This is a genomic window from Solitalea canadensis DSM 3403 (assembly GCF_000242635.2).
GTDB classification, from domain to species: domain Bacteria; phylum Bacteroidota; class Bacteroidia; order Sphingobacteriales; family Sphingobacteriaceae; genus Solitalea; species Solitalea canadensis.
In genome coordinates this window covers 3917817-3942459 of record NC_017770.1, presented here as the reverse complement: position 1 = coordinate 3942459, position 24643 = coordinate 3917817, and the positions used below count along the sequence as shown (strand labels likewise).

Sequence of the window (24643 nt, the reverse complement as noted above, 5' to 3'; positions counted from 1 at the left end):
TGCCGATTTGGAAACAAGACAACAACCGCAACAAAAAAATACATATCGACAAAACCTGGTGCTAATTACCAGCTTTTTTATCCTTGTTTCGTTATCTTTTTTGCTTGCCCTTTTTTTAGCTTACAAGTTTACTCAACGATTTGTTGAAGGCCAGTTTGATAGTGAAAAAGCTAAAGTATTGGATAAAACAATAGAGCCATACAATGAGTTCGTGAATTCTGAAATACCTAAGTTTTCACTTTATCAAGGCTTCCTTGATTCTGTATCGATTGCTAAGGTTTCCAAAGATCTTTTCAGACGTTATTCTTTCGTTAATTCACTTGTGTTTTATGACCTGGAAATAAGTAACCATAAAATTATTACGGGCTTAACTAAAGATCATTTTTCCGCTGAATTTAAGTCTATTTATAAGTTCAATAAACACCATTCAACTGAACTATTATACAGTAGAAAAGATCGGGTGTTTAATTACGCACCAGTCATTGAAAGCGACTTTAGCAGTGCGTTGTTAAAGTTTATTTCTTACGTAGAAGAAGTAGATACAAATAGAGTAACCGAAACTAGTCAAATATTTAATACTTATTACTCTATTAACGATAATAAGATCAGCTTCTTGAATGTTCCACGACGACAAGAGATAAGGACGTATAAAGAATTTTTTGGCAGTGAAAAGCAAGCACCATCGGCGGTTTATGAGCAGGATTTGATGGTGTTTAATTTAAACCCTGCAGCATTAAGGATTGAGAATACTAACCCTCAGTTGTATCAACATATAAGTATTCATTCCTTTATGTTTGATTCATTAAGTACTGATAGAAGACATTATTACACTACAGGCATTTCTTTGCCTGGGGCATTTTCGGATTATCAATTGTATTTTATCTCCAGCAGAGATTTTCTCAATAGGGAAATATACCGCATATTTACTCCGTTGGCTATCGGTTTTATTGTAGTTTATTTATTAGTTTTATTTATTGCTTTTCTGATTTTCAGAAACTTAAATATTAATCAAAAGTTATTTAAACTTCAATATGATTTTATTAATAACCTTACGCATGAATTTAAAACACCTGTAAGTGTTATTAAAATAGCGGGCGATAATATAAGGAGTAGTGATTCTTTAACCGATAGGGAAAGATTGAATTATGGAAGGATATTAAATGAGGAAGCTGATAAACTGAATGATTTAATGACCAAGTTGCTGTCTTTTACGCAATTAGAAAATAAATCAATAAAACTCAAATATTCAACCATAAACCTTGAAGTATTTTGTCAGAATTTAGTAGATGCTTATCATATTAAATACCCTGATTTTAACGTTGAATATCACATTGAAGATATTGAACACTTTGAGACAGACGCGGTTTTGCTGAACAGTGTTTTTACAAACATGATGGACAATGCCTACAAGTATTCTCCTCCGGGCAATAAGTTTTTAAATATTAATGTTAAAAGGCAGCGGAAATCAGTAGTGTTCAGGTTTATTGATCAGGGAATTGGGATTGAAAAGCAGGAACTTGAAAATGTCTTCAAGAAGTTCTATAAAGTTGAAAATGAATTTAACAGGCACGGAAGCGTCGGAATTGGTCTGGCGTTTTGCAAAGAAATAGTTAATTTCATGAATGGAGAGATAAACGTAAAAAGTAAGCCTGGTAAAGGCTCAGAATTTAAAATTGTATTACCTTTAAGAAAGAATTAAATACCATATAATACAGATAGCTCTATGGAAAAGAAAAGAATAAAAGTAGCTGTTGTAGAGGATGATGAAAATCTCCGCTTTTTAGTAGCAAGTAGATTAGAAAAAGAAGGATATACAGTATTTGAAGCAGCCAATGGCCCTGACGGAGAGGCTTTAATCTTACGTGAAGAACCCGAAGTGGTTTTATTGGACTGGATGTTGCCTGGTAAACAAGGTTCGGCAGTATGTGCATCATTGCGTCAGCAGAATTTTGAAAACCTGATTATCATGATGACTGCCAAAGCTCAGGATGTTGATAAGATTGACGCTTATAACTTTGGCGTATCTGACTATATTACAAAACCATTCAACATGGATGTAATGTTGGCTTTGTTGGATAATAAAGTGAAGTTCCTGCTTACACAGGATAAGAGCGAAGTACATAAGTTCCACAATATGGAACATCACCCAAGCATTCATTCGCTTATTACAAGTGATGATAAGAAGATAGAGCTTACTATTCTTGAAAATAGAATTTTGCTGTATTTCCTTAAAAACCCAAATAAAGTGATTAATCGCGACGAATTAATGCAGGTGGTTTGGGGGTATAACTCTGATGTTAATACCAGAACCCTCGATATGCATATTGTGCGTTTGAGAAAGAAAATTGAAGACAATCCGGAAAATCCGCAGTTGCTTCAAACTGTACGAGGTATAGGATATAAATTTAATATTGACTAATAAGAAAACCGGTGCATGCCGGTTTTCTTGTTTATTGAGGTTTGTAAGTTTTATTTAATTAAATTTTACTAGCAGTTTTTAGTTATATATTTTTTTGCGTCTATCATTTTAATTTTTACTTTCGGCCCCGAATAGAACATTAACCTGTCAATTCTACTTAAAACCAATTTGGTTATGCGATATTAATAAAGGAATTATTTATCAGTAGTTTTTAGCAAATTATTTACTACTTTTCGATCATTCAAGTTTACCTCGCTACCTAAGAATATAAATACAACTAATCTGAAAACTAACACTTTTATGTCCAATTTTTACCTAACTAATTCTTTTATTAGATTGATTGGCGCATTTTGCCTATGCATTATACTGCCGTTATCTACAATTGCTCAAAAGACACCCGTTAAATACGGGAAAGTAAGCATGGAAGAACTAACCATGCCCATTTATTCATTAGATTCAAGTGCCAATGCTGTAGTATTAGCCGACGTCGGGAACTCTTATTTTGTATGGGGACAAGACGATTTTGAATTAGTACATGAACGTCACTGTCGCATCAAAATTTTTAATAAAGCAGCTTTTGATGATGCTACATTTGAGATCCCATATTATAGTGGAGCTTATTCCAAAGAAAAGATCACTCAGCTAAAAGGGGTTACCTATCTGCTCGAAAATGGTAAAATCAATGAGTATAAGCTAGACAGTAAAGGAATCTTTGATGAAAAGATAACTGACAACTTAAACAATAGGAAATTCACGTTACCTAATGTTAAAGAGGGTGCAGTTATTGAGTTTATCTATACTATCAAAACAGATCGTACTACCTTTTTTAAAGAATGGGAGTTTCAGGGGAAATATCCGGTAATATGGAGTGAATACACAGCCCGTATTCCTGAGTATTATTTCTATAAACTGGAAATGCAAGGGTATAACCCATTTGCTATTAACGAGAAGAAAGATGGTAATGAACAATTCATGATCAGGTGGAGTTCAAACATCGCTACCCAAGGCAACGAAGGAAATCGCGCAGGTTCTGCAAGTGTTTCTGCACGTACTACAGATTATCGTTGGGTTATGAAAGATGTACCTGCTTTTTCCGATGATAAATTCATCACCACCAAAGATGATTATATTTCGAAAATCAAGTTTCAGCTTCAGGGCTATCAATATCCACAATCGGCTTATCATGGGGTATTGAATACATGGGAGAAAGTTACGGAAGCAATTTACAATACCGACGGTTTTGCAAGTTCAATGAATCGTACAGGGTTTTTAAAAGATCAAATTAAAGTAATTGCGGATAAGTATCCGGACATGGCAACACGTTCGGTAGCTATTGCTTCATTTCTTAAAAGCAATGTTAAATGGAATGGCAATAATGGATACCTAGCGTCACAAACTCCTAAAACAGTATTTGAAAAGAAAACAGGAAGTGCTGCTGATATTAACCTTTTATTAGTGGGTATGTTACGAGAAGCCGGTTTAGAGGCTAATCCGATTTTATTAAGTACCCGGAGAAACGGAAGGGTGAATCAATACTACCCTATGGTTGATAATTTTAACTATGTAATTGCAGCTGTTCGTTTAGATAGCACTGATTTATTACTTGACGCAACCGATGCACACAGACCATCATACCTACTCCCGGAGCGTTGTTTAAATGGCAAAGGGCGCTTAATTAATCAAAAAAGTGAAGGTCGTTGGGTTGAGTTGGAGAATGATAATTTAAAAGCTAAAAGATTGACTGTGGCGTCTTTAGGACTTAAAGATGGAAAATTAGCAGGAGATATTATTGTTTATGCAAAAGATTACGAGGCTGCCAATATGAGAAGCTCAGTTGCGGAGATTACTAATGAAGATGATTATTTTAAAAAGGCATTTAAAACAAATGGTATTGTAATCTCTAAGCACAGTTTTGATAATTTAAAAAATATTGATACGACTTTAGTTACTAAGCTTTCATTTGAATCAGAAGAAGAATTAAATAACAATTCGATTATTTATATAAACCCTATACTATTCGGTTCATTTACTGAGAATGTTTTTAAAGCAAAAGACAGAAAATATCCGGTAAGTTTTCCAACTGCAAAGGAAGACTCATACATGGTTACCATTGATATTCCGGAAGGTTATATTGTTGATGAATTGCCTAAATCAGCACGTTTTGATCTATCAGAAGGTGGTGCTAAATTTTCTTATACAATCGGTCAGGTGGGAACTAAAATCCAGGTGAGAACTATAGTTAGTTTTAATAAAACGATGTTCTTACCAGAAGAGTATGAAGGGTTGAAGGCATTTTACGCTGGTATTATTTCCAAACAATCAGAACAGATTGTTCTCAAAAAAGCTAATCAATAAAAATTGATGAAGAAGTTATTCCTTATCGCTATCTTCTGCTCATTAACTATATTTCAGTCATGGGCAGATGATGGCAAAAAATATCCGACAAAGGATATATCCGCAGAGTTAAGAAAAGATGCTGATGCAGTGGTACGTTTTGATGATGCCGTTTTTACAATCGTAAATAAAGGCTCAGGAAAGTTTACAAACCATTTCATGGTTACTATTCTGAATTCTAATGGTGAACATTGGTCAGAACAAGTATTATCCTATGATAAGCTGCGTCCAATTAAAGCATTTAAAGGAACAGTGTATGATTCTACAGGTAATGTGGTTAGAAAACTGAAGAGTAGTGAGATTAAAGATTATAAAGCTACCCAAGACATTAGTTTATATGATGATAACAGAGTAAAGGTTGCTACGCTTACTCATCATACTTTTCCGTATACAGTTGAATTTGAGTACGAATATGAGTATGTAGGTCTAGTAAGTTATCCCGGATGGAGCGGTTTAAGTGGCTATAAAACCAGTGTAGAAAACAGTAGCTACACGGTTGTATTTCCGCAAGACATGAATATACGATATAAGGAATTCAATCTTGCCGTTCCTGTAAAAAAGGAAATTATTAACGGTAAAAATAACTATACATGGAGTGCTTCCAATCTGAAATCAATCAAAAGAGAGCCTTATAGTGTTCCGATATTTGAACAGGGACCTGGCATTTTATGTGTACCAATTGACTTTTCTTATGAAGGTTATGATGGTAAAATGGATTCATGGCAGTCTTTTGGCGATTGGATCTACAAAATCAATAAAGACCGTGATAAATTACCGGATAATGTAAAGGCTAAAGTCCATGAGTTGACGGATGCGGCTAAAGATCCAATTGAGAAAGCACAGATATTGTATGATTATCTGCAAAAGAACACTCGTTATATAAGTGTTCAGTTAGGAATCGGAGGGCTTCAAACGTTTGATGCTAACTATGTGGCCACTCGTGGCTACGGAGATTGTAAGGCTCTATCAAATTACATGAAGTCATTATTACAAGAAGCCGGAGTGACAGCTCATGCGGCTCTGATCTATGGTGGATATGAACCTTCAACCATTTATCAGGATTTTGTCAATAATCCTTTTAATCACGTTGTGCTAGCAATACCAACTGAAAAAGAGACAGTTTGGTTAGAATGTACAAGTCAGTATAATTCATTTAATTATATGGGTGAATTTACGGGTAACAGACAAGCCTTATTGTTTACTCCTGAAGGTGGGAAATTGGTTAAAACACCGGAATATAACGCCGCTGATAATTCATTGATACGTAGTGCAAAGGTTAAATTTGATCTGTCTGGAACTGTTGCAGCAACTGTTGATGCGAAGTATAAATGTACTCGTCAGGATGATTTAAGTGACTGGACAAATATGGTGAGCCAGGGAAGGGTGGAGAAGCATTTATATGAAACGATCAATATTCCGAGTTTACGAATTAAGAGTTTTAATTATAAAGCGGAAAAAGGTAGTAAACCTGTAATTAATGAGCATTTGGAACTGGAGTTTTCTAATTATATAAATATTTCGGGTAAACGGATTTTTATTCAGCCAAATCTGTTAAATCGTATGACTTCGGGGCCAGAAAAAATAGAAAAGCGCCGGTCTGATATGCTATTTCATTTTGGCAGTACTGATGAAGATAAAATTGTTTACGAAATACCTGCCGGCTATACCTTAGAAAGCAAACCCAATGATGTAGTGCTAAAAACTGCATTCGGAGAGTTTTCAAGTTCGGTAAAACTCGAAAACAATGAGTTAATTTATACCCGGAAGTTTGTCAGAAATGCAGGGCGTTTTTCGGCCGAAAAATATAATGAGCTGTTTGAGTTTCTTACAGCAATCTCAAAAGCTGATAAATCAAAAGTGGTTTTGGTTGGAACAGCAAACTAATAAAGAAGCTCCTTCGGGAGCTTTTTTTATGGCATGTATTTGATAAAGTAAAATAAGAAGTATTGGAGTACAAACATTCCATCTACCCAAAACAAATAAAAATAATCACTCTTACGCGGAAAGCTCTGTATGATCAGGTATATGTTAATGGCAATATATATGAGCATAATAACGATCAGATCTGGAGCTACAACGGGAATGTCTGCAAAGAAAATGATTATTGAATGAATACAGATTAGGAAAAAGCATAGCCATTTTGTTTTTACGGCCCCTAATGCTACCGGTATGGTCTTTAAATTATGTTTTTGATCTGTTTCCATATCGCGCAGGTCAAATAACAGCGCTAACGAGAATACCAGTAGAAAGCGTTTAATGAATAACAATATGGTAAGCTGCTGGGTAATAACTTCTCCTGATGCCATCATGGGAACCAAAACGGTGCTGGACGCCCATATCAACCCGATAATTAGTGTTTTGAGCCCTGGGATTTGTCGTAAGCCGCCTTTTTTACTCTTGAATATCGGAAGTGAGTAAGCCAGTGCCAAAATCCCCGCAACTGATAATGATATGATTGCTTGTATGGGTAGTAAAAGAGATAGTGGAATAAGAATAATGACAGAAACAATGGTAAGTAATCGGATAAGATCAACATGTGCAGCTACACATTTCATCCGGTCGGAGGTATAATTGTCTTTGTTCTTTATAATCAACGGATAATTTAATACGATACGGATATTATAAATAAAGAAAGTAGCCAGAAACAGAACTGAAATAGCAATAGGTGATGGAGTAGTATTGATAAAAATGTAGGTGATGAGCCCTTGTGCTACCGCACAAAGTCCAACCCAAAAATTAGCAAAAACAAAAAAATCGAATGCTTTTTTCATATGAGATTGAGAGCAAAGAACAAGGAGAAAAGATTAAAGATGAAACGTAGTAGTCTTTTCTCTTTGTTCTTCCTTGTATCTTAACCTCTGGTTAACTCAAAAATAGAAATCTCAGGATAAATACCCACGCGACCAGGATATCCTAAGAAACCATAACCAACATTTACATATAGCTGCTGTTGGCCATCCTGGTATAAGCCGGCCCATTCCGGATACATGTATTGCACTGGACTCCATTGGAAATTACCTAAACGTACGCCAAATTGCATTCCATGTGTATGGCCTGAGAACATTGCATCAATGTCTTTGTATTCTGGTAAAACCTGCATGCGCCAGTGGCTTGGATCGTGCGAGAGCAAAAGTTTAACAGCGGCATCTTCGGTTCCCTGGGTTGCTAAATCCATGCGTCCATATTTAGGGAAACGCCCCTTGCCCCAGTTTTCAATTCCAACAATCGCTATTTTATCTCCACCTTGCTCAATTATGCGGTTTTCATTCATTAATAAATCCCATCCAAAGTTTTTGCGGTGGACATTCTTAAGGTCCTCAAGATTTTGTTTTTTCGCCTGAGCGGAAGGCCATTGTTTATAGTCGCCATAATCATGATTTCCTAGGGTTGAATAAACACCCAATGGAGCTTTAACTTTATTGAAAATATCAACATAGTCTTTTACTTCCGGTGTTTCGTCGTTAACTAAATCACCTGTAAAAAATACCATGTCAGGCTTTTCGGCCAGGAGCATATCTATACCACCTTGAACAGCTCTTTTGTTGTAAAAGCTACCGGAGTGAATATCTGATATCTGTGCGATTTTTAATCCTTCAAATGACTTTGGAAGATTAGGGAGTTTAAGTTTTACGCGTTTAATTCTGTAGTCATATACGCCCTCAATAATTCCAAAGGTCATCGTCGCAAAAGGAATAGAAGCAGCAATAATCCCCGCTTTACTTAAAAATTCAGAACGTGAAATTTTAGTTGGACTCGATTCCTGCGAAGTCTCCACAAGAGTGGCTTCTTGCTCTGCTGGGAGTCTTTCTCTTTGAAATTTACGCTTAATCCAAATAAAAACGCGTCGTAGATCATCAGAAAGAATAAAAGGAAGAGCAAATAGCTTAGAGAAGTTGATTAATATAAAGCCAACCATTGCAACTGTTCGGAATGTACGTGGTACATTAAAGAAAATACTAATGCCGGCAGCAATGAAAAAGGTTATACTGATAATCCAATATAAATAATGTAAAAACTTTTGCTTTTGAGTCGATCTGCCTTTTAACATGGCCTTGAATGCCTGAAAAACATACAGATCGGCACCAATTATTATTAAGTTAAATACAATTAAAAAAATAATTCGTCCTGAATTCATACTATTATTTAAGTCAGTTCCAAATGGAACATTAATCGTTAAAAAAACACAAGCTATAAATGTACAATTGTGAAAGTTAAAAAGTTCTACTCCAGCATAATTTTGACATTTAAAGTATATATACTTCTTACAAGAATTTTACATAAAATAAGCCATATTAGTCTATGAACCATATTATCTTGCTGGTTCAATCAATTAACACTTATGGAAATAAGAACCCTTGAAAATGTACCTGTTACGACTATTCTGGATACTTTTAATGAATCATTCTCTGATTATATTGTAAAATTTCATCTGACCGAGCAGCAACTGATTGATAAAATGCAAAGTGAAGGAACATCACTTAATCATTCAGTCGGTATGTTTGATGACGATAAATTGGTAGGGTTTATTTTGAATGCTTATGATGAAATCGACGGGAAGAAGGTGGTCTATAATGGAGGTACTGGAGTGATCCCCTCTCATCGGGGAAAAGGTATAACACAGCAAATCTATCATTACATCATAAAAAGACTTGCCGATAATGACGGTATCACCACTCATTTACTCGAATTCATTATTGGAAATAATTATGCTAGACAGGTTTATGAAAATGTAGGTTTTAAAATTGTGCGTGAGTTGGATTGCCTTAAAGGGAGTGTAGAATCAGTTCCAAACATTGAGGGTCTGTCATTCAAAGAATTAGAAAATGTTGACTGGGTACATTTACAAGCTTTCTTTACACTACAACCTTCATGGCAAAATAGTATTGAATCAGTGAAGAGGGCAGAGGGTAAGCGTAAAACTATTGGAGCTTACGTTGATGAAGTACTGGTAGGTTTTGCAAGTTTTAATCCGGAAAATGGGCGTATTGCATTATTTGCAATTGCTCCGGTCTATAGAAAGAATGGGTATGGTTCAGTATTGTTAAGCCATATTCAACAGCAGTTTGAAGGTGAAATTTCCATTTTTAATGTTGATGTTTCTGATATTGAAATCCATGGCTTTTTCAAGAAAAAAGGATTGCAATCGATAATTGGACAATACGAAATGACCTTGGAAGTATAATAAAAGAAAAACCTCTCCTTGTACACTTGGAGAGGTTTTTTGTTAATATCTGTCATCCTGATAACCATGTTCATCTTCATCATCAATAGATGCATTGAACAGGCTACTGAACATATCTTTGAATTCAAAACCATTGCTCATGTAATGTTTGCTTAACAATGAATGTTCAGACAAAGCATGCAATGCAAGCTCCATCAATAATAAACGGTTGCTTTCGTCGAGGTCTGGATAAAGGATTTTAATAAGAGCTTCCAGTCCTGGAACGGAACGTAAAACAGCTGCATATTCCTTATTGCTCAAACCGTCCGATATTGTAAGTGAATTACCTTTTCCAAACCAGTCAATTACGGCTGCGTACTGATTATTGGTTTTGCTTTTCTTAGCTTTTTCAGGGTCAGGTAAGTAGGTGGACGTAAGTGCTTTAATGGCTTTACCTATTAAAATATGTGTTACTTTAGCCGGACCTTCCTGCTCTCCTTCATAAACCAATTCAATTTTGCCGGTAATTGCCGGGATCACCCCAATAAAGTCGGCCAAACGAATATGTGTTTTATCTTCATTGTTAATTAACATTCTACGTTCAGCAGTACTCATTAAGTTTTCGAAAGCTGAAATAGTTAAGCGAGCTGATACACCACTTTTCTTGTCGACATATTCACTGCTACGTGCTTCAAAAGCAATTTGCTCAATAAGATCCTTGGCAAGTTCAGGTACCTCAATTTTGGCTGATTGGTCTTTTGTTACCCGCGCCTCCTGATGAGTGATTAGTTTTGATATCTCCGTAGTTTTTGGATAATGAGTCAATATTTGGCTCTCTATACGGTCTTTTAATGGAGTAACAATCGAACCGCGATTGGTATAATCCTCAGGATTGGCCGTAAAGACAAACTGAATGTCTAATGGTAAACGAAGTTTGAATCCTCTGATCTGAATATCTTTTTCCTGAAGAATGTTGAAAAGTGCTACCTGTATGCGAGCCTGTAAATCGGGCAACTCATTTATTACAAATATTTGGCGATGAGTGCGTGGAATCAATCCGTAATGAATAACCCTTTCATCAGAATAAGCAAGTTTTAATGCTGCTGCCTTAATTGGATCAACATCACCGATAAGGTCGGCTACGGTAACATCAGGTGTTGCTAACTTTTCGGTGTATCGTTCGTTTCTGTGTAACCATGCAATCGGAGTATCATCTCCTTTTTCTTTTATTTCATTGTGGGCAAACCAGCTGATCGGATTTAATGGATCATCATACAATTCTGAACCATCTACATATGGAATCCACTCATCCAGTAATTCAATCATCTGACGGGCAATACGGGTTTTTGCTTGTCCGCGTAAGCCTAACAGTAAAATATTATGACGGGAAAGAATAGATGTAAATAAATCAGGAATTACAGTTTCATCATATCCAATAATTCCTTCAAAAGATTTCTGACCACTTTTAAGTCGCTTAATTAAATTATCGCGTAGTTCGTCCTTAATTCCTTTGGGTTTATATCCTGATGCTTTTAAATCACCTAATGTTTTGATCATGTTATTATTGATTGCGAGTTTCGGGTTACATGTTGCTTCAAATGTTCGGATTCTTCAGTCCCAATTCTCAAATTAGCGTACGGTTTTTCTTCTATTTTTTATATAATCCTCAAAAATGTATTCTCCTAAACCCGATAATGTACTGTAAAAAGCTTTACCGCCATTTACCTCCGTAAACTGTCTAACAAATGCCTGAAGATAAGGGTCTTTTGCTATCATAAATGTGGTGATAGGGATTTTTAGTTTTTTACATTGGGCTGCCATCGTCAGCGTTTTGTTGATTACTTTTCTGTCGAGACCAAAACTGTTTTTATAATATCTCAGGCCTTCCTTTAAGCAAGTCGGTTTACCATCAGTAATCATAAAAATTTGTTTATTCTGCGTTTTTCTTCTTCTTAAAATATCTACTGCTAATTCCAGGCCAGCGTAAGTATTTGTATGATATGGGCCAACCTGCAGGTAAGGCAAATCCTTAATCGATATTGGCCAGGCATCATTACCAAAAACAACAATGTCTAAGGTATCTTTAGGGTATTTAGTTGAAATTAATTCAGCCAATGCCATTGCCACTTTTTTGGCAGGGGTAATACGATCTTCACCATACAGAATCATAGAATGAGAAATATCAATCATTAAAACAGTTGAGGTTAATGTTTTGTAATCCATTTCTTCTACTTCCAGATCTCGCTCTGTTAAATGAAAATCACCTAAACCATGATTAATTTGGGCATTATGAATAGATTGAGTCATGTCAATCTGTTCCAGGTTGTCGCCGAACTGATATTCGCGACGTTCAGCGTTGGGTTCATCACCTTGTCCAGAATAATTAGTTTGGTGGGTACCATTACCGGATTTCTTCAGCTTTCCAAAGATCTCTTCCAGAGCCGACCTTCTAATTACTTGTTCAGACTTTGCTGTAATTACAAAGCCGCCTTTTTCGTTGTCGTCCGTTAAATAACCTCGTTTCTTTAGGTCTTCAATAAAATCACCAATTCCGTATTCGTCATTGGTAAGATTATATTGCTTGTCAAGTTCATTCATCCACGAAAGGGCTTCATTAGCATCTCCTGCAGTATAGTTTAGCAATTGAATGAATAGCTTTAGCAAGTTATCAAATCCACCCTTGGGTAAATTTTCCGGAATATATTTGGTAAAAGCGTAGCCTCTCATAACGGTCTGAATTTAATAGCTATTGGTTGTGATTATTTGTAATCACGACATTCTAGTAATGATGAATAACGCATATCTAAATTTAATGTTTTAAAACGGTAGATGATGTTGAAGTCTGGTTAAATAATTTTCTGCCATGGCGCTTAAACGTTAAGGGTAATTACAAAACACCTCTGGATTAATGACTATTAAATAGATTTTAGACCCTTAAGACAATCATAAATTGCAACAAGAAAAAGACAAATCGACTGACTATTGCACAATATTGTTAACAAAGGCAAGATGATAATGCTAAGTTCAAGTAAATCAATGTAATTAGGTCAAAAAACAGACTTTATTTACATTTTTTAGCATTGATTTAGGTGCTGATGTAAAATCTTTGATAATGAGTAAGTTGTGATTATTTAATATTAAGTTATTTTAAGTAACTTAATATAAATAACCAATTATTCTTATGATAATAAGACATTTACGTTCTCAGCTATTAATTTCATTTTTCTTATTGGTGTTAATAGCGCCCCAATTAGCATTTGCACAACTAAATGTGAAAGGGAAGGTAACGGATGCGGGAACAAACGAGCCACTTCCCGGCGTAACCGTTACAGTAAAAGGCTCAACAAAAGGAACCAGCACAGATGCCACTGGTGAATATTCACTTAAAGATGTTCCAAGTGGTTCGCAACTTCAGTTTGTCTCAATTGGCTACAAACCGCAAACTGTAACAGCAAGTGAAACAGTAAACATTAAACTAATTGAAGACGTTGCCCGTTTAGAGGAGGTAGTTGTTACTGGTTTGGCAACAAGTGTTAAACGGAGTAATCTAGCCAATGCTGTAGCCACAATTTCATCCAAGGAACTTACAGGGAATGCTCCTATGCAAACGCTCGATGGGGCATTGAACGGAAAATTAGTGGGAGCTAATATTATTTCCTCTTCTGGTGCCCCTGGGGGCGGGATGTCTGTTCGTTTGCGTGGTTTAACATCTATTAATAGTGGAATGCAGCCTTTGTATATTGTTGATGGTGTAATGATGGATAACTCATCTATTTCCGGAGGGTTAAATGTGGTGACGGCAGCTTCTCGAAATGGTAGCGCAACATCTAACCAGGATAACCCATCCAATCGTATAGCCGATTTGAATCCTGGAGATATTGAAAATGTGGAGGTGCTTAAAGGGGCATCTGCAGCCGCTATTTATGGGGCGTTAGCTTCATCAGGTGTTATTATTATAACCACTAAACGAGGAACGCAAGGTAAAACTAAAGTTTCCTTCTCTCAAGATTTAGGAATGGCCAAAGCTCAAAAGCTTTTGGGGGTTAGACAATGGGATGAAAATAAAATCCAAAGCTTTTTCCAAACAGTAGATGATGATGGAAATGTAACCAATCAGCCTGCTGTTGATGCTCAGAAATCAGCCTTTAGAACAGCTTCTTCAGCTGGTCAAATCTATGACTATGAGCAAGAGATGTATGGAGAAACTGGATTTTTAACTACAAGTGCTTTGAGTGTCTCAGGAGGAGGTGAAAAGACTAGTTTTTATCTCTCAGGATTGTACCAAAACGAAGAGGGGATTATCCAAAACAGCGGTTATCAAAAATACTCAATACGAGCAAACGTTGATCATCGGATATCCAATCGGTTTAATGTGCAGTTAACCACTAATTATATTAATTCTTCTACAGACCGTGGGTTAACCAATAATGATAATAATAGTGTTTCATATGGGGTAGCTCTTTCATCGACGCCAACATATGCCAACCTGTATCCTAATGCATCAGGTATTTTTCCTAATAACCCTTATTCTGCATCTAACCCACTTCAAACACGTGAGTTAATGACCAATAATGAGCGGGTTAATCGTTTTGTTGGAGGCTTATCATTGACAACCTTTATTCAACAGAATAACCGTTCGACAACTAAGCTCATTTTAAGAGGAGGGCTGGATTATTATAACCTTTATACAAAAGGAATATTTCCAAATTCATTGCAATTCCAATCGAATGGTAATGGTACAGACGGTGCGTCCATACAAGGAAATACAAACAATTTAAATACTAACTACTCTGCAATGCTTGTTAACACTTATTCTACGAGCGATACAAAGTGGAATTTTACAACATCAGCAGGAGCAACAGCCGAAAACTTTGACCAGAATCAGATTTTGGATGTCGCAACGAAATTGATAGGTACTCAAACCAACGTCAATCAGGCTTCTGCTTTAACAGCAGTTCAGTACAGGGCTCCACGTAAAAACAGGGGTTTGTTTATTCAAGAAGAAGTAAACTTTTCTGACAGAGTGATTGTGACCGGAGGTGTTCGTTTTGACAAATCTTCCGATAACGGAGATGTAAATAAGTTTCAGGCATTCCCTAAGGGATCAATAGCCGTTAATTTACAGAACTTTGATTTCTGGAAATCTAACTCAATCACCCAGCTTAAATTGCGTGCAGCATATGGCGAGTCGGGTAATTTCCCTCCATTCGGTTCTAAATTCACTTCGTTTTCAGCCTCAAATATCGGAGGCCAGGGGGGTACACTTATCGGTGTAATCAATAGTCAAGGTTCAGTTCAACAAGGTAATGACGAAATTAAGCAGGAGCGTCAGAAAGAATTTGAAACAGGCTTTGATCTAAGTTTCTGGGAAAGTAGGGTCTCTTTTGATGCCACTTATTATAATAAACGTGCATTCGACTTAATATTTACCCAGAATGTTCAACCTTCAACGGGTTTTGTTCAAAAAGTTATCAATGGTGGAACGCTTCAAAATCAAGGTGTTGAATTAGGGTTGACTATTGTTCCTTTCACTAGTCCAAACTTCAGGTGGAATTTTAGGACGGCGTACTGGATGAACAGAGCAAAAATGCTGGAATTGGATATTCCTGCATTTAACGTGGGTGGTTTTAGTAATACATTAGGTAGCTTCCGTATTGAAGAGGGTAAATCACCAACTCAGATTGTAGGGTTGGATGATATAGATGGTGATGGGGCTTCGGATGGAGTTTTCGTACTTGGTAATGCTGAACCTAAGTTCCAGATGAATTTTATAAATGATTTTACCATCTATAAAAATATATCTTTAAACTTCACGCTTCACTGGAAAAACAAAGGAGATAATATTAACCTTTCTCAATTCTTAAATGATTTAGGAGGAACTAGTCATGATTATGATAGTGATGCCAATGGCAATGGAGTTCCTGATGCATTAGACAGAATAAGTACAGTAGGTGTTTCATCAAGAATATTTGTTCAGGATGCTTCATTCTTCAGATTGAGAGACATTGGACTATACTACACCTTTACTCCTAATGTGCTTAAGAATGCATTCAATGGAGTTGTATCAGGTATTAAAGTAGGAGTATCAGCGACGAACCTTTTCACAATAACTAATTATGACAGTTATGACCCTGAAGTATCTAACTTCGGTTCGGCCGGTTTTTCAACCAATGTGGAGGTAACTCCTTACCCTTCTTCAAGACGTATGTTTTTTCACGTTAGCATAGACTTTTAATCCTTAACAGAATCAATTATGAAACGTCATATAAATAAAATGTTGACACTAAGTTTTTTATTAGGCTTACTGTTATTCGTACCGTCGGGGTGTAGTCTCGATGACGAAGTTGACCCTAATAACCCGAGTTTGAATGGAGTGCTTTCTAATGCATCAATCTCAGAGCTTAATAATATTGTCATTGGTAGTGAGTCAGGAATGCGTGATGCAATTGAGTATTACCTTGATGATGTTGGAGTAGTTGGTCGTGAGATGTATCGTTTTGCCGGATCAGAACCTCGTTACACTCAAGATTTGCTTGGACAGGAAAACGCTACGTTGGATAATAATGCATTTTATACGACTCGTCAATGGCATGCTACTTATCGTGCGGTAAAGAATTGTAATATATTATTGGCCTCAGTTGATAATACAGGAGCTCCTACTGATGCTCAAAAACAAGGCTATAGGGGATATGCTAACACAATCAAAGCATATGAACTTTTAATAGCATTGAACCTTACAGGCAGCAATGGAGTTAGAATAGAAGTAGCAGATCCAAATAATCTTGGGCCTATAGTTCCTTACAATGATGCCTTAACTGCAATTGCAGGCCTTTTAGAACAAGGAAACACGCAGTTAACGAATGCAGAATTTGCATTTACCACAACACTGGCGCCCAGTGTTGCTGATTTTCAAAAGTTTAACCGGGCTTTAGCTGCGAGGGTGGCGGCTTACAGGGGATTATATACTGATGTCTTGACCTATTTGAATGCATCTTTTTTTAATCTTAATGGGAGCTTTCAAACTGGCGTGTTTCATGTTTTTTCTACCGCATCCGGAGATCAGCTAAACAGGTTCTTTTTAGCTCCTAATGCAACCGGTGAGGTAAGGGTTGCACATCCGGATTTCATAACGGATGGTGTAGCAGGTGATACTCGCTTGCAAAAAGCATCATTGCGAAATGCTCCGGCAACACAAAGTGGGCTTTCTAGTAATTATGATGTAGCCGTATATAAAAGCAATGTGGCTCCAATTCCAATTATCAGAAATGAGGAATTGATTCTACTTTATGCTGAAGCTAAGATTCAGACAAATGTGCTACCAGACGCAGTTGTTGCTATCAATCGAATTAGAACAGGTAATAATCTTGTAGTTTATGGCGGAGGGGTTACCGCTGCAGCTTTAACGAATGAGATGCTTGAACAACGTCGATATTCCTTATTCTGTGAAGGACATCGCTGGGTAGATATGCGCAGGTATAACAGATTGGCAGAACTGCCTTTGGATAGACCAGGTGATGATGTTTGGCCAGCATTCCCAATTCCGTTTGCGGAGAATGTAGGACAATAGTCCATAGTCCATAGTCCATGGTCCATAGTCCATAGTCCATAGTAAGGATCATATTACGATCTACTTCACTATGGACTATGGACTATGGTCCATGGACTTTTTCTATCTCGGCAACCCTTCTGCCAGGGCTTTTTCGGCACGTTTAATGGCAAGTTCCTCTTTCCAGTTCATGTATTTAACTTTGAATTGGGTTTTCATGAAATCATCGAACTTGCGCTGAACCGTAAGATTGTATAAACTTTTTGCTTTGATAATTGGAGAGCGGTCCCATGCTCTTAGGCTAATAGAGAAGCCGCCATTCCAATATTTCATCCAATGCCACCATCCGGTGGGCATAAATAGTGTTTCTCCATGCTCAAGATAACATTCGATACCTTGAATGCCATCTAAGGCTGGGAATTTTTGAAAATCTGGATTAAGAATATCATAATCTTCGAGTGCATAAGTGGCAAACGGAATGCAATACAAACGGTCTTTCCACTTATAGTCAAATAGAATAATATGTTTACGTCCGTGAAAATGCGTATGAAAGATATGAGCAAGGTCTATGTCGTAATGTAAAAACGTAACAGAGCCTTTTCCTCCAAAGAACATATTAGGGTAACGATCTAAAAAACCGCCCATAAGTTCCTTCGGACATTTATAATCATCCAGCAGCTTTGGAGCATGCTTGAAAATATCGAATAAAAAGATGCGAAGTTCGGTAGGTTGTGATTGAATCAGATCGATGTAATCTGTAAATGCCATTTCGGAGGCTGCCGCATTAATAGGTTTAGACGGATCCGCTTTAGCATTGTCATACAAAGGAACTACCTTGTCGCCAACTACCTGTTTTAAATAATCAAAAGTCCACTTTTCATAGGCTGGCCAATTTTGGGCCATGGCAGTTATCACAACAGGCTTACGGGGCTTAAGGTATTTTTCTTCGAATTCTTCTTTGCTAATGTTTGATATCCGCTCAATAGGTTCAAGTATAAATCCCATGTTAAGAATCGATTAAGAAAATGCAAATATAACTTCAATGAATGTTAAGCGTGGTATATATAATGTAATTTTGACGAAGTTGTTTTTAACGGAATGAACTTTTTAGGTAATAAATAGTTCTGAAGCGATTAAATCTGCATAGAGTTTACCTTCTTTGCTTAATATTAATTTATCTTCATTATTGGTTACCCATTGCTTATCAATATATTTTTCAGCGGTGTGCATAATTTCTTCCAGGAATTCTTTTCCATAATTGTTTTCAATTTTTTTCAGATCAATACCCCACATGGTTCGCAACGCAGTCATTACATATTCATTAAGACGCTGAACAGGGCTTAATAGTTCCTCTTCGAACGGAATTTTCTTTTGACTTAATGAGTCGATGTATTTATAATTATTGGCAATGTTCCATTGGCGTGTTTCTCCATTAAAAGAATGAGCAGATGGTCCTATTCCCAGGTATTTTTTGCCGAACCAATAATTGGAATTGTGCTTAGAAAGCCAGCCCTCTTTTCCAAAGTTGGAGATTTCGTAATGCAAAAAGTTAGCCTTGGATAGTTCTTCGATTAAATACTGAAATTGTTCAGCACTTTGCTCTTCATTCATTGGCTGTTGTTTATTTTTTCTGATAAACGAAGCCAAAGCCGTTTGCGGCTCAACAGTCATTGAATAGGAAGAAATATGAGGAATTTGTAAGTCGATTAATGTCTGAATATTTTCCTTCCATTTTTTGTTGGTCAGCAACGGATAACCATAAATCAAATCGCAAGTAATATTCTCAAAGCCAGCATCCTGCGCTCGCATTATACTCGATTTAGCTTCTGAAGCATTGTGCGCACGGTTCATCCATTGCAAATCCTCATCAAAAAATGACTGAATGCCAATACTGAAACGATTAACAGCGGTTTGGCGCAACTCTTTAATTTTTGCTGCATCCAAATCATCAGGATTCGCTTCCAAAGTGATTTCAGCACTAGCAGCAACATGATGGAGGGTGTTTATTTTGTCCAAAATAGCATTTATTTCTTCCCCGGTCAGAATAGAAGGAGTTCCACCTCCAAAATAGACCGTTTCAACAGATTCTCCATTCAGGTAATTTCGTTGCAGTTCAAGTTCCTGCTCAATAGCAGCTAATAATTCAGTTTTAACTTTCCAGTTGGTTGAAAAATGAAAATCGCAATAATAACAAGCTTTTTTGCAGAAAGGGATATGGATATAAATTCCGGCCATTTTGCAAAAGTAGGAAAAATGGATTTTAATAACCTTTATGACCCCTGGAATATTCCTTCATTTAAGTTGTAGTTAGTATTTCTATGAAAGGGATGGTTATTGTGTAATTAAAAAGAGAATTTCTGTTTTAAACAAAGTAATAATCACCGCATAATTTGCGGCGATTGCTATATTTATTAACTGCTTAAAGGCATAAAAAAACGAGGTTAATGATAACAATAACCTCGTCCCTTTTTATAAATCATAATTAATCTTCTTTTAATTCATCCCTTATTTTCCCTAGTTCTGTTAAATACTTTCCATAAAAATATTTGATATGGGCATTAATGTAAAAGTAAAAGCCAACCATTACTACAATAAAGGCCCCTAAGATTACTACTCCCAGCCAAACGCCATCACTGTGCAGGTCTTTAATGGTAACTAGTTTATCCAACAGTTTGCCAACCTTCGGTCCAATTCCAATAATGAACCCCATCAGTAGGAAGTTAGGCGAGATAAAGTGTTGCATTACTTTGTAGATCTCTATAAAGTGCTTTAATTCAAAGTAAACCTCATTCAGACTATCTTTTGTACTAACTTCCAACTTATTGATCCTTCCGTAAAATTTGTAGAAGTTGATAAGATAGTAGGTCATTGGAAGAGCTGTCAGTATTAGGATCGTATAATATAATACGGTAGACATCGGAACCAGTCGATCAATGATGAATGGTAGGGCAAAGAAAAGTATAATAAATACCACATTTAACCAAAACTCTGATCGAAGGTTTTTCTTAACCTTATCAATTGGAGATTGTGCACCTTTTAAACTATCTAAATTTTTAGGGACTTCTATATTATTGTCGGAATCGTTATTCCATGCTGATTTTAAATCGTCAAAATTCATAACCTTGTTCTTTAATCAATTCTTTTAATCTGTTTTTTGCTCTGTTTAATTTCACTCTTGCATTTCCCTCGGAAATACCAAGGTTGTCGCCAATTTCTTTGTGAGAGTAGTTTTCTAAATGATAGAAAACTAACGCCTTTTCAATTTTATCCAGTTTTTGCAACGCTTTATAGAAATGAGCTAATTGAATCTCTTTCGTTTCAGCATCATCATCTATGTTTGCAATAGTATCTGGAATATTCTCAAAAGCGGTATCAGGCTTACGTTTATCCTTTTTAAAATAAAGGATTGCAGTGTTTAATGCTACCCGATACATCCAAGTTGAAAACTGGCTCTGTTTGTTAAAGGAATCATATGATTTCCAAAGTTGGAGAACAATCTCTTGAAATAGATCCTTTTGATCATCACTATTATCCATGTACATTTTAGAAATCTTATGGATAATCCCTTTATGCTTTTCAACCAGAACGAGAAATTCTTTTTCCTTTTGAATAGACATTATTAATTTAAAACAGGTTTAACAGTGTAACCCTTTGCTTTTAATAATTCAATTACACCATTCTCGCCAGGTAAATGAGCTGCTCCCACGGCAAAAAATACACTTTCAGCTTTCATCATTGACGGCATTTCACTTACCCAATTAAGGTTTCTTTCGGTTAATAACCATTTTTTAGTATCAGCATTGGAGAATCTCTCATCGTTTAGTTTTGCACCGATGTCGGTCAAACGTTCGTTTTTATAATCGTCAATCATTTTAATAAACATCTCTCCATAACTGTCAGTTTTTATCAGTTGTGTGAACAAGAAGTCTTTATTGAATGCTTTGCTGAAGAAATATGCTTGATCCTTAATCGTTTCCAGCTTGCCTATTGTCATTTTTTGTTGTTTAGCCAACGCGATAAGTTCAAACTCATACACTTTTAATGACTTGCAAGGTAATGTAGACGCTATCAATATGCTATTTATGCCCATTAAATTAAAATTGTCTAATTGCTTAAGCGTCATAGGTGTTTTTAACGTTAGGATTGAATCCAGCGATTTATATTGTTGCGAAGTTAATTCTTTACTCAATGGAATTTCGCCCATTGCAGATTTTTGCATTTCCTGTAATTCATTCGGATCGCTTAAGTCTACTTCTAAAGTTAAGCGTGTTGTTTTCGAAATGGTATTTTTTAGTTTCTCAGAGATTGAGAAATCTTTTTCACAGATCATGTGAATTGTTCCATATAGGTATGAAGATTTTTGCAGACCATTACCACTAATTTCCCATAATAATGAATTTTCTAGCGGTTGTTTACTTTGAGCGTTTGAATGTAGAGAGATTAAAAATGTCGCAATTGTAGCCAGGGTTAATAATGTTCTTTTCATAATGCTTTAATTTTTTAACTTTTATACACAGTATGTATTCAAGCATTACAATTCGTTACAGAATTTTTTTTAAAAAATTATCTACTGTAAATAAGTTCTCGAAATAGATGATTTAATGGCCACTGGTTTGCTGTTAAAGGGCTACAGATCTCAATTTTGTCGAATACCTATTTTTTAAAATCAATAATTATGAACAAACGCTTTTCTACTTTTTTACTTGCCATATTGTTAAGTGGAGCTGTAATATCCTGTACAGATAATGATGAAAAAAGTAATATCAGGGACTGTGATGTTTCTACAACGGCTTATACAACAAAAAGCGATGGAACAGTAAAATATACGGTTCCTAAAATTGGTAATTCGGAAGTAACTACAATTACCTACCAGGGAGCCAACGGTCAGGTAACAGTTAATGAACCGGAATTGCCATTTGAAATAGCTGTGAACACTAAGGCAGGAACTTCTATTAATGTTTCGGCAAAAGGTAGGACCAGCTCACGAATTGTTGTAGAGTATAACTTTACAGGGACTGAAGGGGGAGAAACACAGCAAAACACCGCTGAGTGCTCAAACTCAAATTAAACTAACCACCTATAACAGAAATTCCCGGTAATCAGATTATCGGGAATTTTCATGAACGAACGATTAATTTGTAGAATCGTTCATTGACTCGCTATAATACTTAACAAACTTCTTACGGATTTGTTGACCATAAACCAGCTTCTTTTACAAAAACACGACGGTTTAATTTTAACTGCGCAACAATCAGCTCTGCGAAGTCTTCTGGCTGCATTACTTTTTCAGGATTACCGTCTGTTAGATTAAGGTCTTTTGCCATATCAGTTGCAATCGTACTTGGAGTTAATGCTGTTACCCTGATATTATGTTTGCGAACTTCTTGCATTAAGGATTCAGTTAAACCTAATACGCCAAATTTTGAAGCACTGTACGCACTCGTTAATGCAGCCCCACGTTGTCCAGCAGTTGAAGATATGTTAATGATATCTCCGGTTTGGCGTTCAATCATTTTAGGCAGAGCAGCGCGTGTTACGTAGTAAGTTCCAAAAAGATTAACCTGTACAATCTTTTCCCAATCTGTCGGGGTTAATTCCAGGAACTTGCCGAAAGAAGCGATCCCTGCATTATTAATCAGAATGTCTATGTACCCGAATTCATTCTCTACTTGTGAAACGGCTTTGTTTACACTGTCGATATCAGCAACATCAGCTGATATAACTAAAGCTTTTACACCTAAGGCCTTTATTTCAGTGGCTACAGCTTCCAGATCAGAGACAGTTCTTGCCAGTAATGCAACGTTCACACCTTCCTGAGCCAATTGTAAAGCCACTGCTTTTCCTATACCTTTTCCTGCACCAGTAATAAGCGCATTTTTTCCTTGTAATGATTCCATGTTAGAGATGACAAATAAATCTGATATTTTGTTTTATATAGGTCTATAATAATAATGTCCTAAGGTTTGTAAATCCCTACGGCCTGTATTTATTCATATTATAGGTCTAATTGCTACTCTTTATAGACTTAATTAATTGCACAGATGATAAACACTTAATGTTAAAGGTTCACTTATTTATAAAAAATAAGTACTTAATACAGTATCCTATTTAAAAATAAATGAAAATCAGGTAATTTTGCTGCCAAACAATTATACATGTTGAGACAGATCTTTACATTTTTAGGTGTATTTACGGTATTAATACTCTTTGGCGCAAATACCAATGCACAAGATTCGGTTACTTTTAGAAGGCCTGTAAGAACTGTAAAAATACCTGATTCGGTGAGAATTAAGGATAGTATAACTTTAGTTAAACTTCGATCGGTTCCGTTATTGATCGATAAAACTAAACAGAATAAATCGCTAGATTCATTTACTGTTTCCTATAACAAAGCGTTCAATGAACTTCTGCTGCTAAAAACTAAGATGAAAAAGGTCTCAAACATTGAGTATGTAGACCAGGTGGAACGAAAATTTAAAGATAGGGAAGGGGTGTACGTTACGTTTGCCTTGTTTTTGTTGTTTGTGCTAATCAGCTATTTCTTTGCAAGAGATATCTCCATTATGGTGCAAGGTTTTGTCAATAATAGAACGCTTAACCAGCTTATTCGGGATAATAACCTCCTGAACTCGGAGTCGTTTATATTTATTGCCACCCTGATAGGATTTACATTTGGATACTTGCTACAAGTTCTCTTTGGGATAAATGAAGTTTTTGGAATGGAAGGGGTTGGAGGTTACTGCCTGTTATCCTTATTAGTAATGCTGTTTTTCCTGGCAAAAACAATACTGTTAAGATTAGCAGGAGTTGTGTTTTCAGTGAAGAACATGGTCAATAATTACATCTCCATTATTTACATATCCTTCGGCACTTTTACATTGCTGTTAATACCTTTGCTTATTTTGCATGCATTGGGTACTGCTGCGATTATAAATAATTTAATGTTGATTTTTATGGCAATTCTGATATTAAGTTTTGCCTATCAATATATTCGGGGGGCAATATTCATTTCGTCAAATTTTCAATTTCCAAAATTTTATTTTATTGTTTATCTTTGCGCCTTTGAAATTTGTCCGTTAATAATATTGTATAAAGTACTTTTGAATTAAAGTCTCAGCTGAAG

19 protein-coding genes are annotated in these 24643 nt (G+C 36.1%); 9 read left to right on the top strand and 10 right to left on the bottom strand.

All coding sequences use genetic code 11. The annotated features are described in order from the left end of the window. The first annotated feature begins 7 nt into the window (after positions 1 to 7). The 4 genes from SOLCA_RS16375 (at position 8) to SOLCA_RS16360 (ending at position 6697) form a co-directional block, all read left to right on the top strand. Positions 8 to 1699, top strand: coding sequence for a sensor histidine kinase (locus tag SOLCA_RS16375; protein WP_014681573.1), 1692 nt, complete (start codon positions 8 to 10; stop codon positions 1697 to 1699). Between the two features lie 24 nt (positions 1700 to 1723). Then, on the top strand, positions 1724 to 2419 hold the full coding sequence (locus tag SOLCA_RS16370; protein WP_014681572.1) for a response regulator transcription factor: 696 nt from the start codon (positions 1724 to 1726) through the stop codon (positions 2417 to 2419). 420 nt (positions 2420 to 2839) lie between these two features. Beyond that, positions 2840 to 4774 carry a DUF3857 domain-containing protein gene (locus SOLCA_RS16365; RefSeq protein ID WP_042480004.1) on the top strand — a complete coding sequence of 645 codons (1935 nt, stop codon included), beginning with the start codon at positions 2840 to 2842 and terminating at the stop codon, positions 4772 to 4774. 6 nt (positions 4775 to 4780) lie between these two features. Beyond that, positions 4781 to 6697: a DUF3857 domain-containing transglutaminase family protein gene (locus SOLCA_RS16360; RefSeq protein ID WP_014681570.1), complete on the top strand. Its 1917-nt coding sequence runs from the start codon at positions 4781 to 4783 to the stop codon at positions 6695 to 6697. 26 nt (positions 6698 to 6723) lie between these two features. Here the strand turns inward: SOLCA_RS16360 and SOLCA_RS16355 are convergent, their stop codons facing one another. Further along, positions 6724 to 7584, bottom strand: coding sequence for a UbiA family prenyltransferase (locus SOLCA_RS16355; RefSeq protein WP_014681569.1), 861 nt, complete (start codon positions 7582 to 7584; stop codon positions 6724 to 6726). 80 nt (positions 7585 to 7664) lie between these two features. Continuing rightward, the gene (locus tag SOLCA_RS16350) at positions 7665 to 8948 is read right to left on the bottom strand and encodes a metallophosphoesterase (protein ID WP_014681568.1); all 1284 of its coding nucleotides are present in this window, start codon (positions 8946 to 8948) and stop codon (positions 7665 to 7667) included. A 204-nt stretch (positions 8949 to 9152) separates the two neighbouring features. On the opposite strand from SOLCA_RS16350, the gene SOLCA_RS16345 reads away from it, so the two are divergent. Beyond that, complete coding sequence (locus tag SOLCA_RS16345; RefSeq protein WP_014681567.1) at positions 9153 to 9995, top strand: GNAT family N-acetyltransferase; 843 nt, start codon at positions 9153 to 9155, stop codon at positions 9993 to 9995. A 42-nt stretch (positions 9996 to 10037) separates the two neighbouring features. On the opposite strand, the gene SOLCA_RS16340 is transcribed toward SOLCA_RS16345, so the two are convergent. Next, positions 10038 to 11531: a MoxR family ATPase gene (locus tag SOLCA_RS16340; protein WP_014681566.1), complete on the bottom strand. Its 1494-nt coding sequence runs from the start codon at positions 11529 to 11531 to the stop codon at positions 10038 to 10040. Between the two features lie 72 nt (positions 11532 to 11603). Continuing rightward, positions 11604 to 12701 carry a vWA domain-containing protein gene (locus tag SOLCA_RS16335; protein ID WP_014681565.1) on the bottom strand — a complete coding sequence of 366 codons (1098 nt, stop codon included), beginning with the start codon at positions 12699 to 12701 and terminating at the stop codon, positions 11604 to 11606. 454 nt (positions 12702 to 13155) lie between these two features. On the opposite strand from SOLCA_RS16335, the gene SOLCA_RS16330 reads away from it, so the two are divergent. Both SOLCA_RS16330 and SOLCA_RS16325 read left to right on the top strand, forming a co-directional pair. Then, positions 13156 to 16209 (top strand): SusC/RagA family TonB-linked outer membrane protein, encoded by a 3054-nt coding sequence (locus SOLCA_RS16330; protein WP_014681564.1) that lies wholly within the window; start codon positions 13156 to 13158, stop codon positions 16207 to 16209. Between the two features lie 18 nt (positions 16210 to 16227). Further along, positions 16228 to 17541 (top strand): RagB/SusD family nutrient uptake outer membrane protein, encoded by a 1314-nt coding sequence (locus tag SOLCA_RS16325; protein WP_014681563.1) that lies wholly within the window; start codon positions 16228 to 16230, stop codon positions 17539 to 17541. Between the two features lie 102 nt (positions 17542 to 17643). Here the strand turns inward: SOLCA_RS16325 and SOLCA_RS16320 are convergent, their stop codons facing one another. The 5 genes from SOLCA_RS16320 to SOLCA_RS16300 all read right to left on the bottom strand — a co-directional run bounded on the left by SOLCA_RS16320 (position 17644) and on the right by SOLCA_RS16300 (position 22006). Next, the gene (locus tag SOLCA_RS16320; protein WP_014681562.1) at positions 17644 to 18525 is read right to left on the bottom strand and encodes a cupin-like domain-containing protein; all 882 of its coding nucleotides are present in this window, start codon (positions 18523 to 18525) and stop codon (positions 17644 to 17646) included. Between the two features lie 102 nt (positions 18526 to 18627). Next, on the bottom strand, positions 18628 to 19755 hold the full coding sequence (hemW, locus tag SOLCA_RS16315; protein ID WP_014681561.1) for a radical SAM family heme chaperone HemW: 1128 nt from the start codon (positions 19753 to 19755) through the stop codon (positions 18628 to 18630). 247 nt (positions 19756 to 20002) lie between these two features. Further along, positions 20003 to 20638, bottom strand: a complete 636-nt coding sequence (locus SOLCA_RS16310) for a hypothetical protein (RefSeq protein WP_014681560.1) — start codon at positions 20636 to 20638, stop codon at positions 20003 to 20005. After that, positions 20628 to 21137: an RNA polymerase sigma factor gene (locus SOLCA_RS16305; protein ID WP_014681559.1), complete on the bottom strand. Its 510-nt coding sequence runs from the start codon at positions 21135 to 21137 to the stop codon at positions 20628 to 20630. Before SOLCA_RS16305 ends, SOLCA_RS16310 begins: the two co-directional genes overlap by 11 nt. Before the next feature lie 2 nt (positions 21138 to 21139). Further along, positions 21140 to 22006, bottom strand: a complete 867-nt coding sequence (locus tag SOLCA_RS16300; protein ID WP_014681558.1) for a TraB/GumN family protein — start codon at positions 22004 to 22006, stop codon at positions 21140 to 21142. 189 nt (positions 22007 to 22195) lie between these two features. Here SOLCA_RS16300 and SOLCA_RS16295 point away from each other — a divergent pair, with 189 nt between their 5' ends. Beyond that, entirely contained in the window at positions 22196 to 22588 is a 393-nt protein-coding gene (locus tag SOLCA_RS16295; RefSeq protein ID WP_014681557.1) for a hypothetical protein, read from the top strand. A gap of 112 nt (positions 22589 to 22700) precedes the next feature. Here SOLCA_RS16295 and SOLCA_RS16290 read toward each other — a convergent pair whose 3' ends face one another. Beyond that, a complete protein-coding gene (locus SOLCA_RS16290; protein ID WP_014681556.1) occupies positions 22701 to 23417 on the bottom strand; it encodes a 3-ketoacyl-ACP reductase in 717 nt (238 codons plus the stop codon). Positions 23418 to 23675: 258 nt separating this feature from the next. Here SOLCA_RS16290 and SOLCA_RS16285 point away from each other — a divergent pair, with 258 nt between their 5' ends. After that, a complete protein-coding gene (locus SOLCA_RS16285) occupies positions 23676 to 24629 on the top strand; it encodes a DUF4271 domain-containing protein (protein ID WP_014681555.1) in 954 nt (317 codons plus the stop codon). The last annotated feature ends 14 nt before the right edge of the window (positions 24630 to 24643 follow it).

Excerpts from the sequence above, each read along its gene's own strand:
- SOLCA_RS16370 (WP_014681572.1), top strand. The coding sequence starts at position 1,724 with ATGGAAAAGAAAAGAATAAAAGTAGCTGTTGTAGAGGATGATGAAAAT.
- SOLCA_RS16365 (WP_042480004.1), top strand. The coding sequence starts at position 2,840 with ATGGAAGAACTAACCATGCCCATTTATTCATTAGATTCAAGTGCCAAT.
- SOLCA_RS16360 (WP_014681570.1), top strand. The coding sequence starts at position 4,781 with ATGAAGAAGTTATTCCTTATCGCTATCTTCTGCTCATTAACTATATTT.
- SOLCA_RS16355 (WP_014681569.1), bottom strand. The coding sequence starts at position 7,584 with ATGAAAAAAGCATTCGATTTTTTTGTTTTTGCTAATTTTTGGGTTGGA.
- SOLCA_RS16350 (WP_014681568.1), bottom strand. The coding sequence starts at position 8,948 with ATGAATTCAGGACGAATTATTTTTTTAATTGTATTTAACTTAATAATA.
- SOLCA_RS16345 (WP_014681567.1), top strand. The coding sequence starts at position 9,153 with ATGGAAATAAGAACCCTTGAAAATGTACCTGTTACGACTATTCTGGAT.
- SOLCA_RS16340 (WP_014681566.1), bottom strand. The coding sequence starts at position 11,531 with ATGATCAAAACATTAGGTGATTTAAAAGCATCAGGATATAAACCCAAA.
- SOLCA_RS16335 (WP_014681565.1), bottom strand. The coding sequence starts at position 12,701 with ATGAGAGGCTACGCTTTTACCAAATATATTCCGGAAAATTTACCCAAG.
- SOLCA_RS16330 (WP_014681564.1), top strand. The coding sequence starts at position 13,156 with ATGATAATAAGACATTTACGTTCTCAGCTATTAATTTCATTTTTCTTA.
- SOLCA_RS16325 (WP_014681563.1), top strand. The coding sequence starts at position 16,228 with ATGAAACGTCATATAAATAAAATGTTGACACTAAGTTTTTTATTAGGC.
- SOLCA_RS16320 (WP_014681562.1), bottom strand. The coding sequence starts at position 18,525 with ATGGGATTTATACTTGAACCTATTGAGCGGATATCAAACATTAGCAAA.
- hemW (WP_014681561.1), bottom strand. The coding sequence starts at position 19,755 with ATGGCCGGAATTTATATCCATATCCCTTTCTGCAAAAAAGCTTGTTAT.
- SOLCA_RS16310 (WP_014681560.1), bottom strand. The coding sequence starts at position 20,638 with ATGAATTTTGACGATTTAAAATCAGCATGGAATAACGATTCCGACAAT.
- SOLCA_RS16305 (WP_014681559.1), bottom strand. The coding sequence starts at position 21,137 with ATGTCTATTCAAAAGGAAAAAGAATTTCTCGTTCTGGTTGAAAAGCAT.
- SOLCA_RS16300 (WP_014681558.1), bottom strand. The coding sequence starts at position 22,006 with ATGAAAAGAACATTATTAACCCTGGCTACAATTGCGACATTTTTAATC.
- SOLCA_RS16295 (WP_014681557.1), top strand. The coding sequence starts at position 22,196 with ATGAACAAACGCTTTTCTACTTTTTTACTTGCCATATTGTTAAGTGGA.
- SOLCA_RS16290 (WP_014681556.1), bottom strand. The coding sequence starts at position 23,417 with ATGGAATCATTACAAGGAAAAAATGCGCTTATTACTGGTGCAGGAAAA.
- SOLCA_RS16285 (WP_014681555.1), top strand. The coding sequence starts at position 23,676 with ATGTTGAGACAGATCTTTACATTTTTAGGTGTATTTACGGTATTAATA.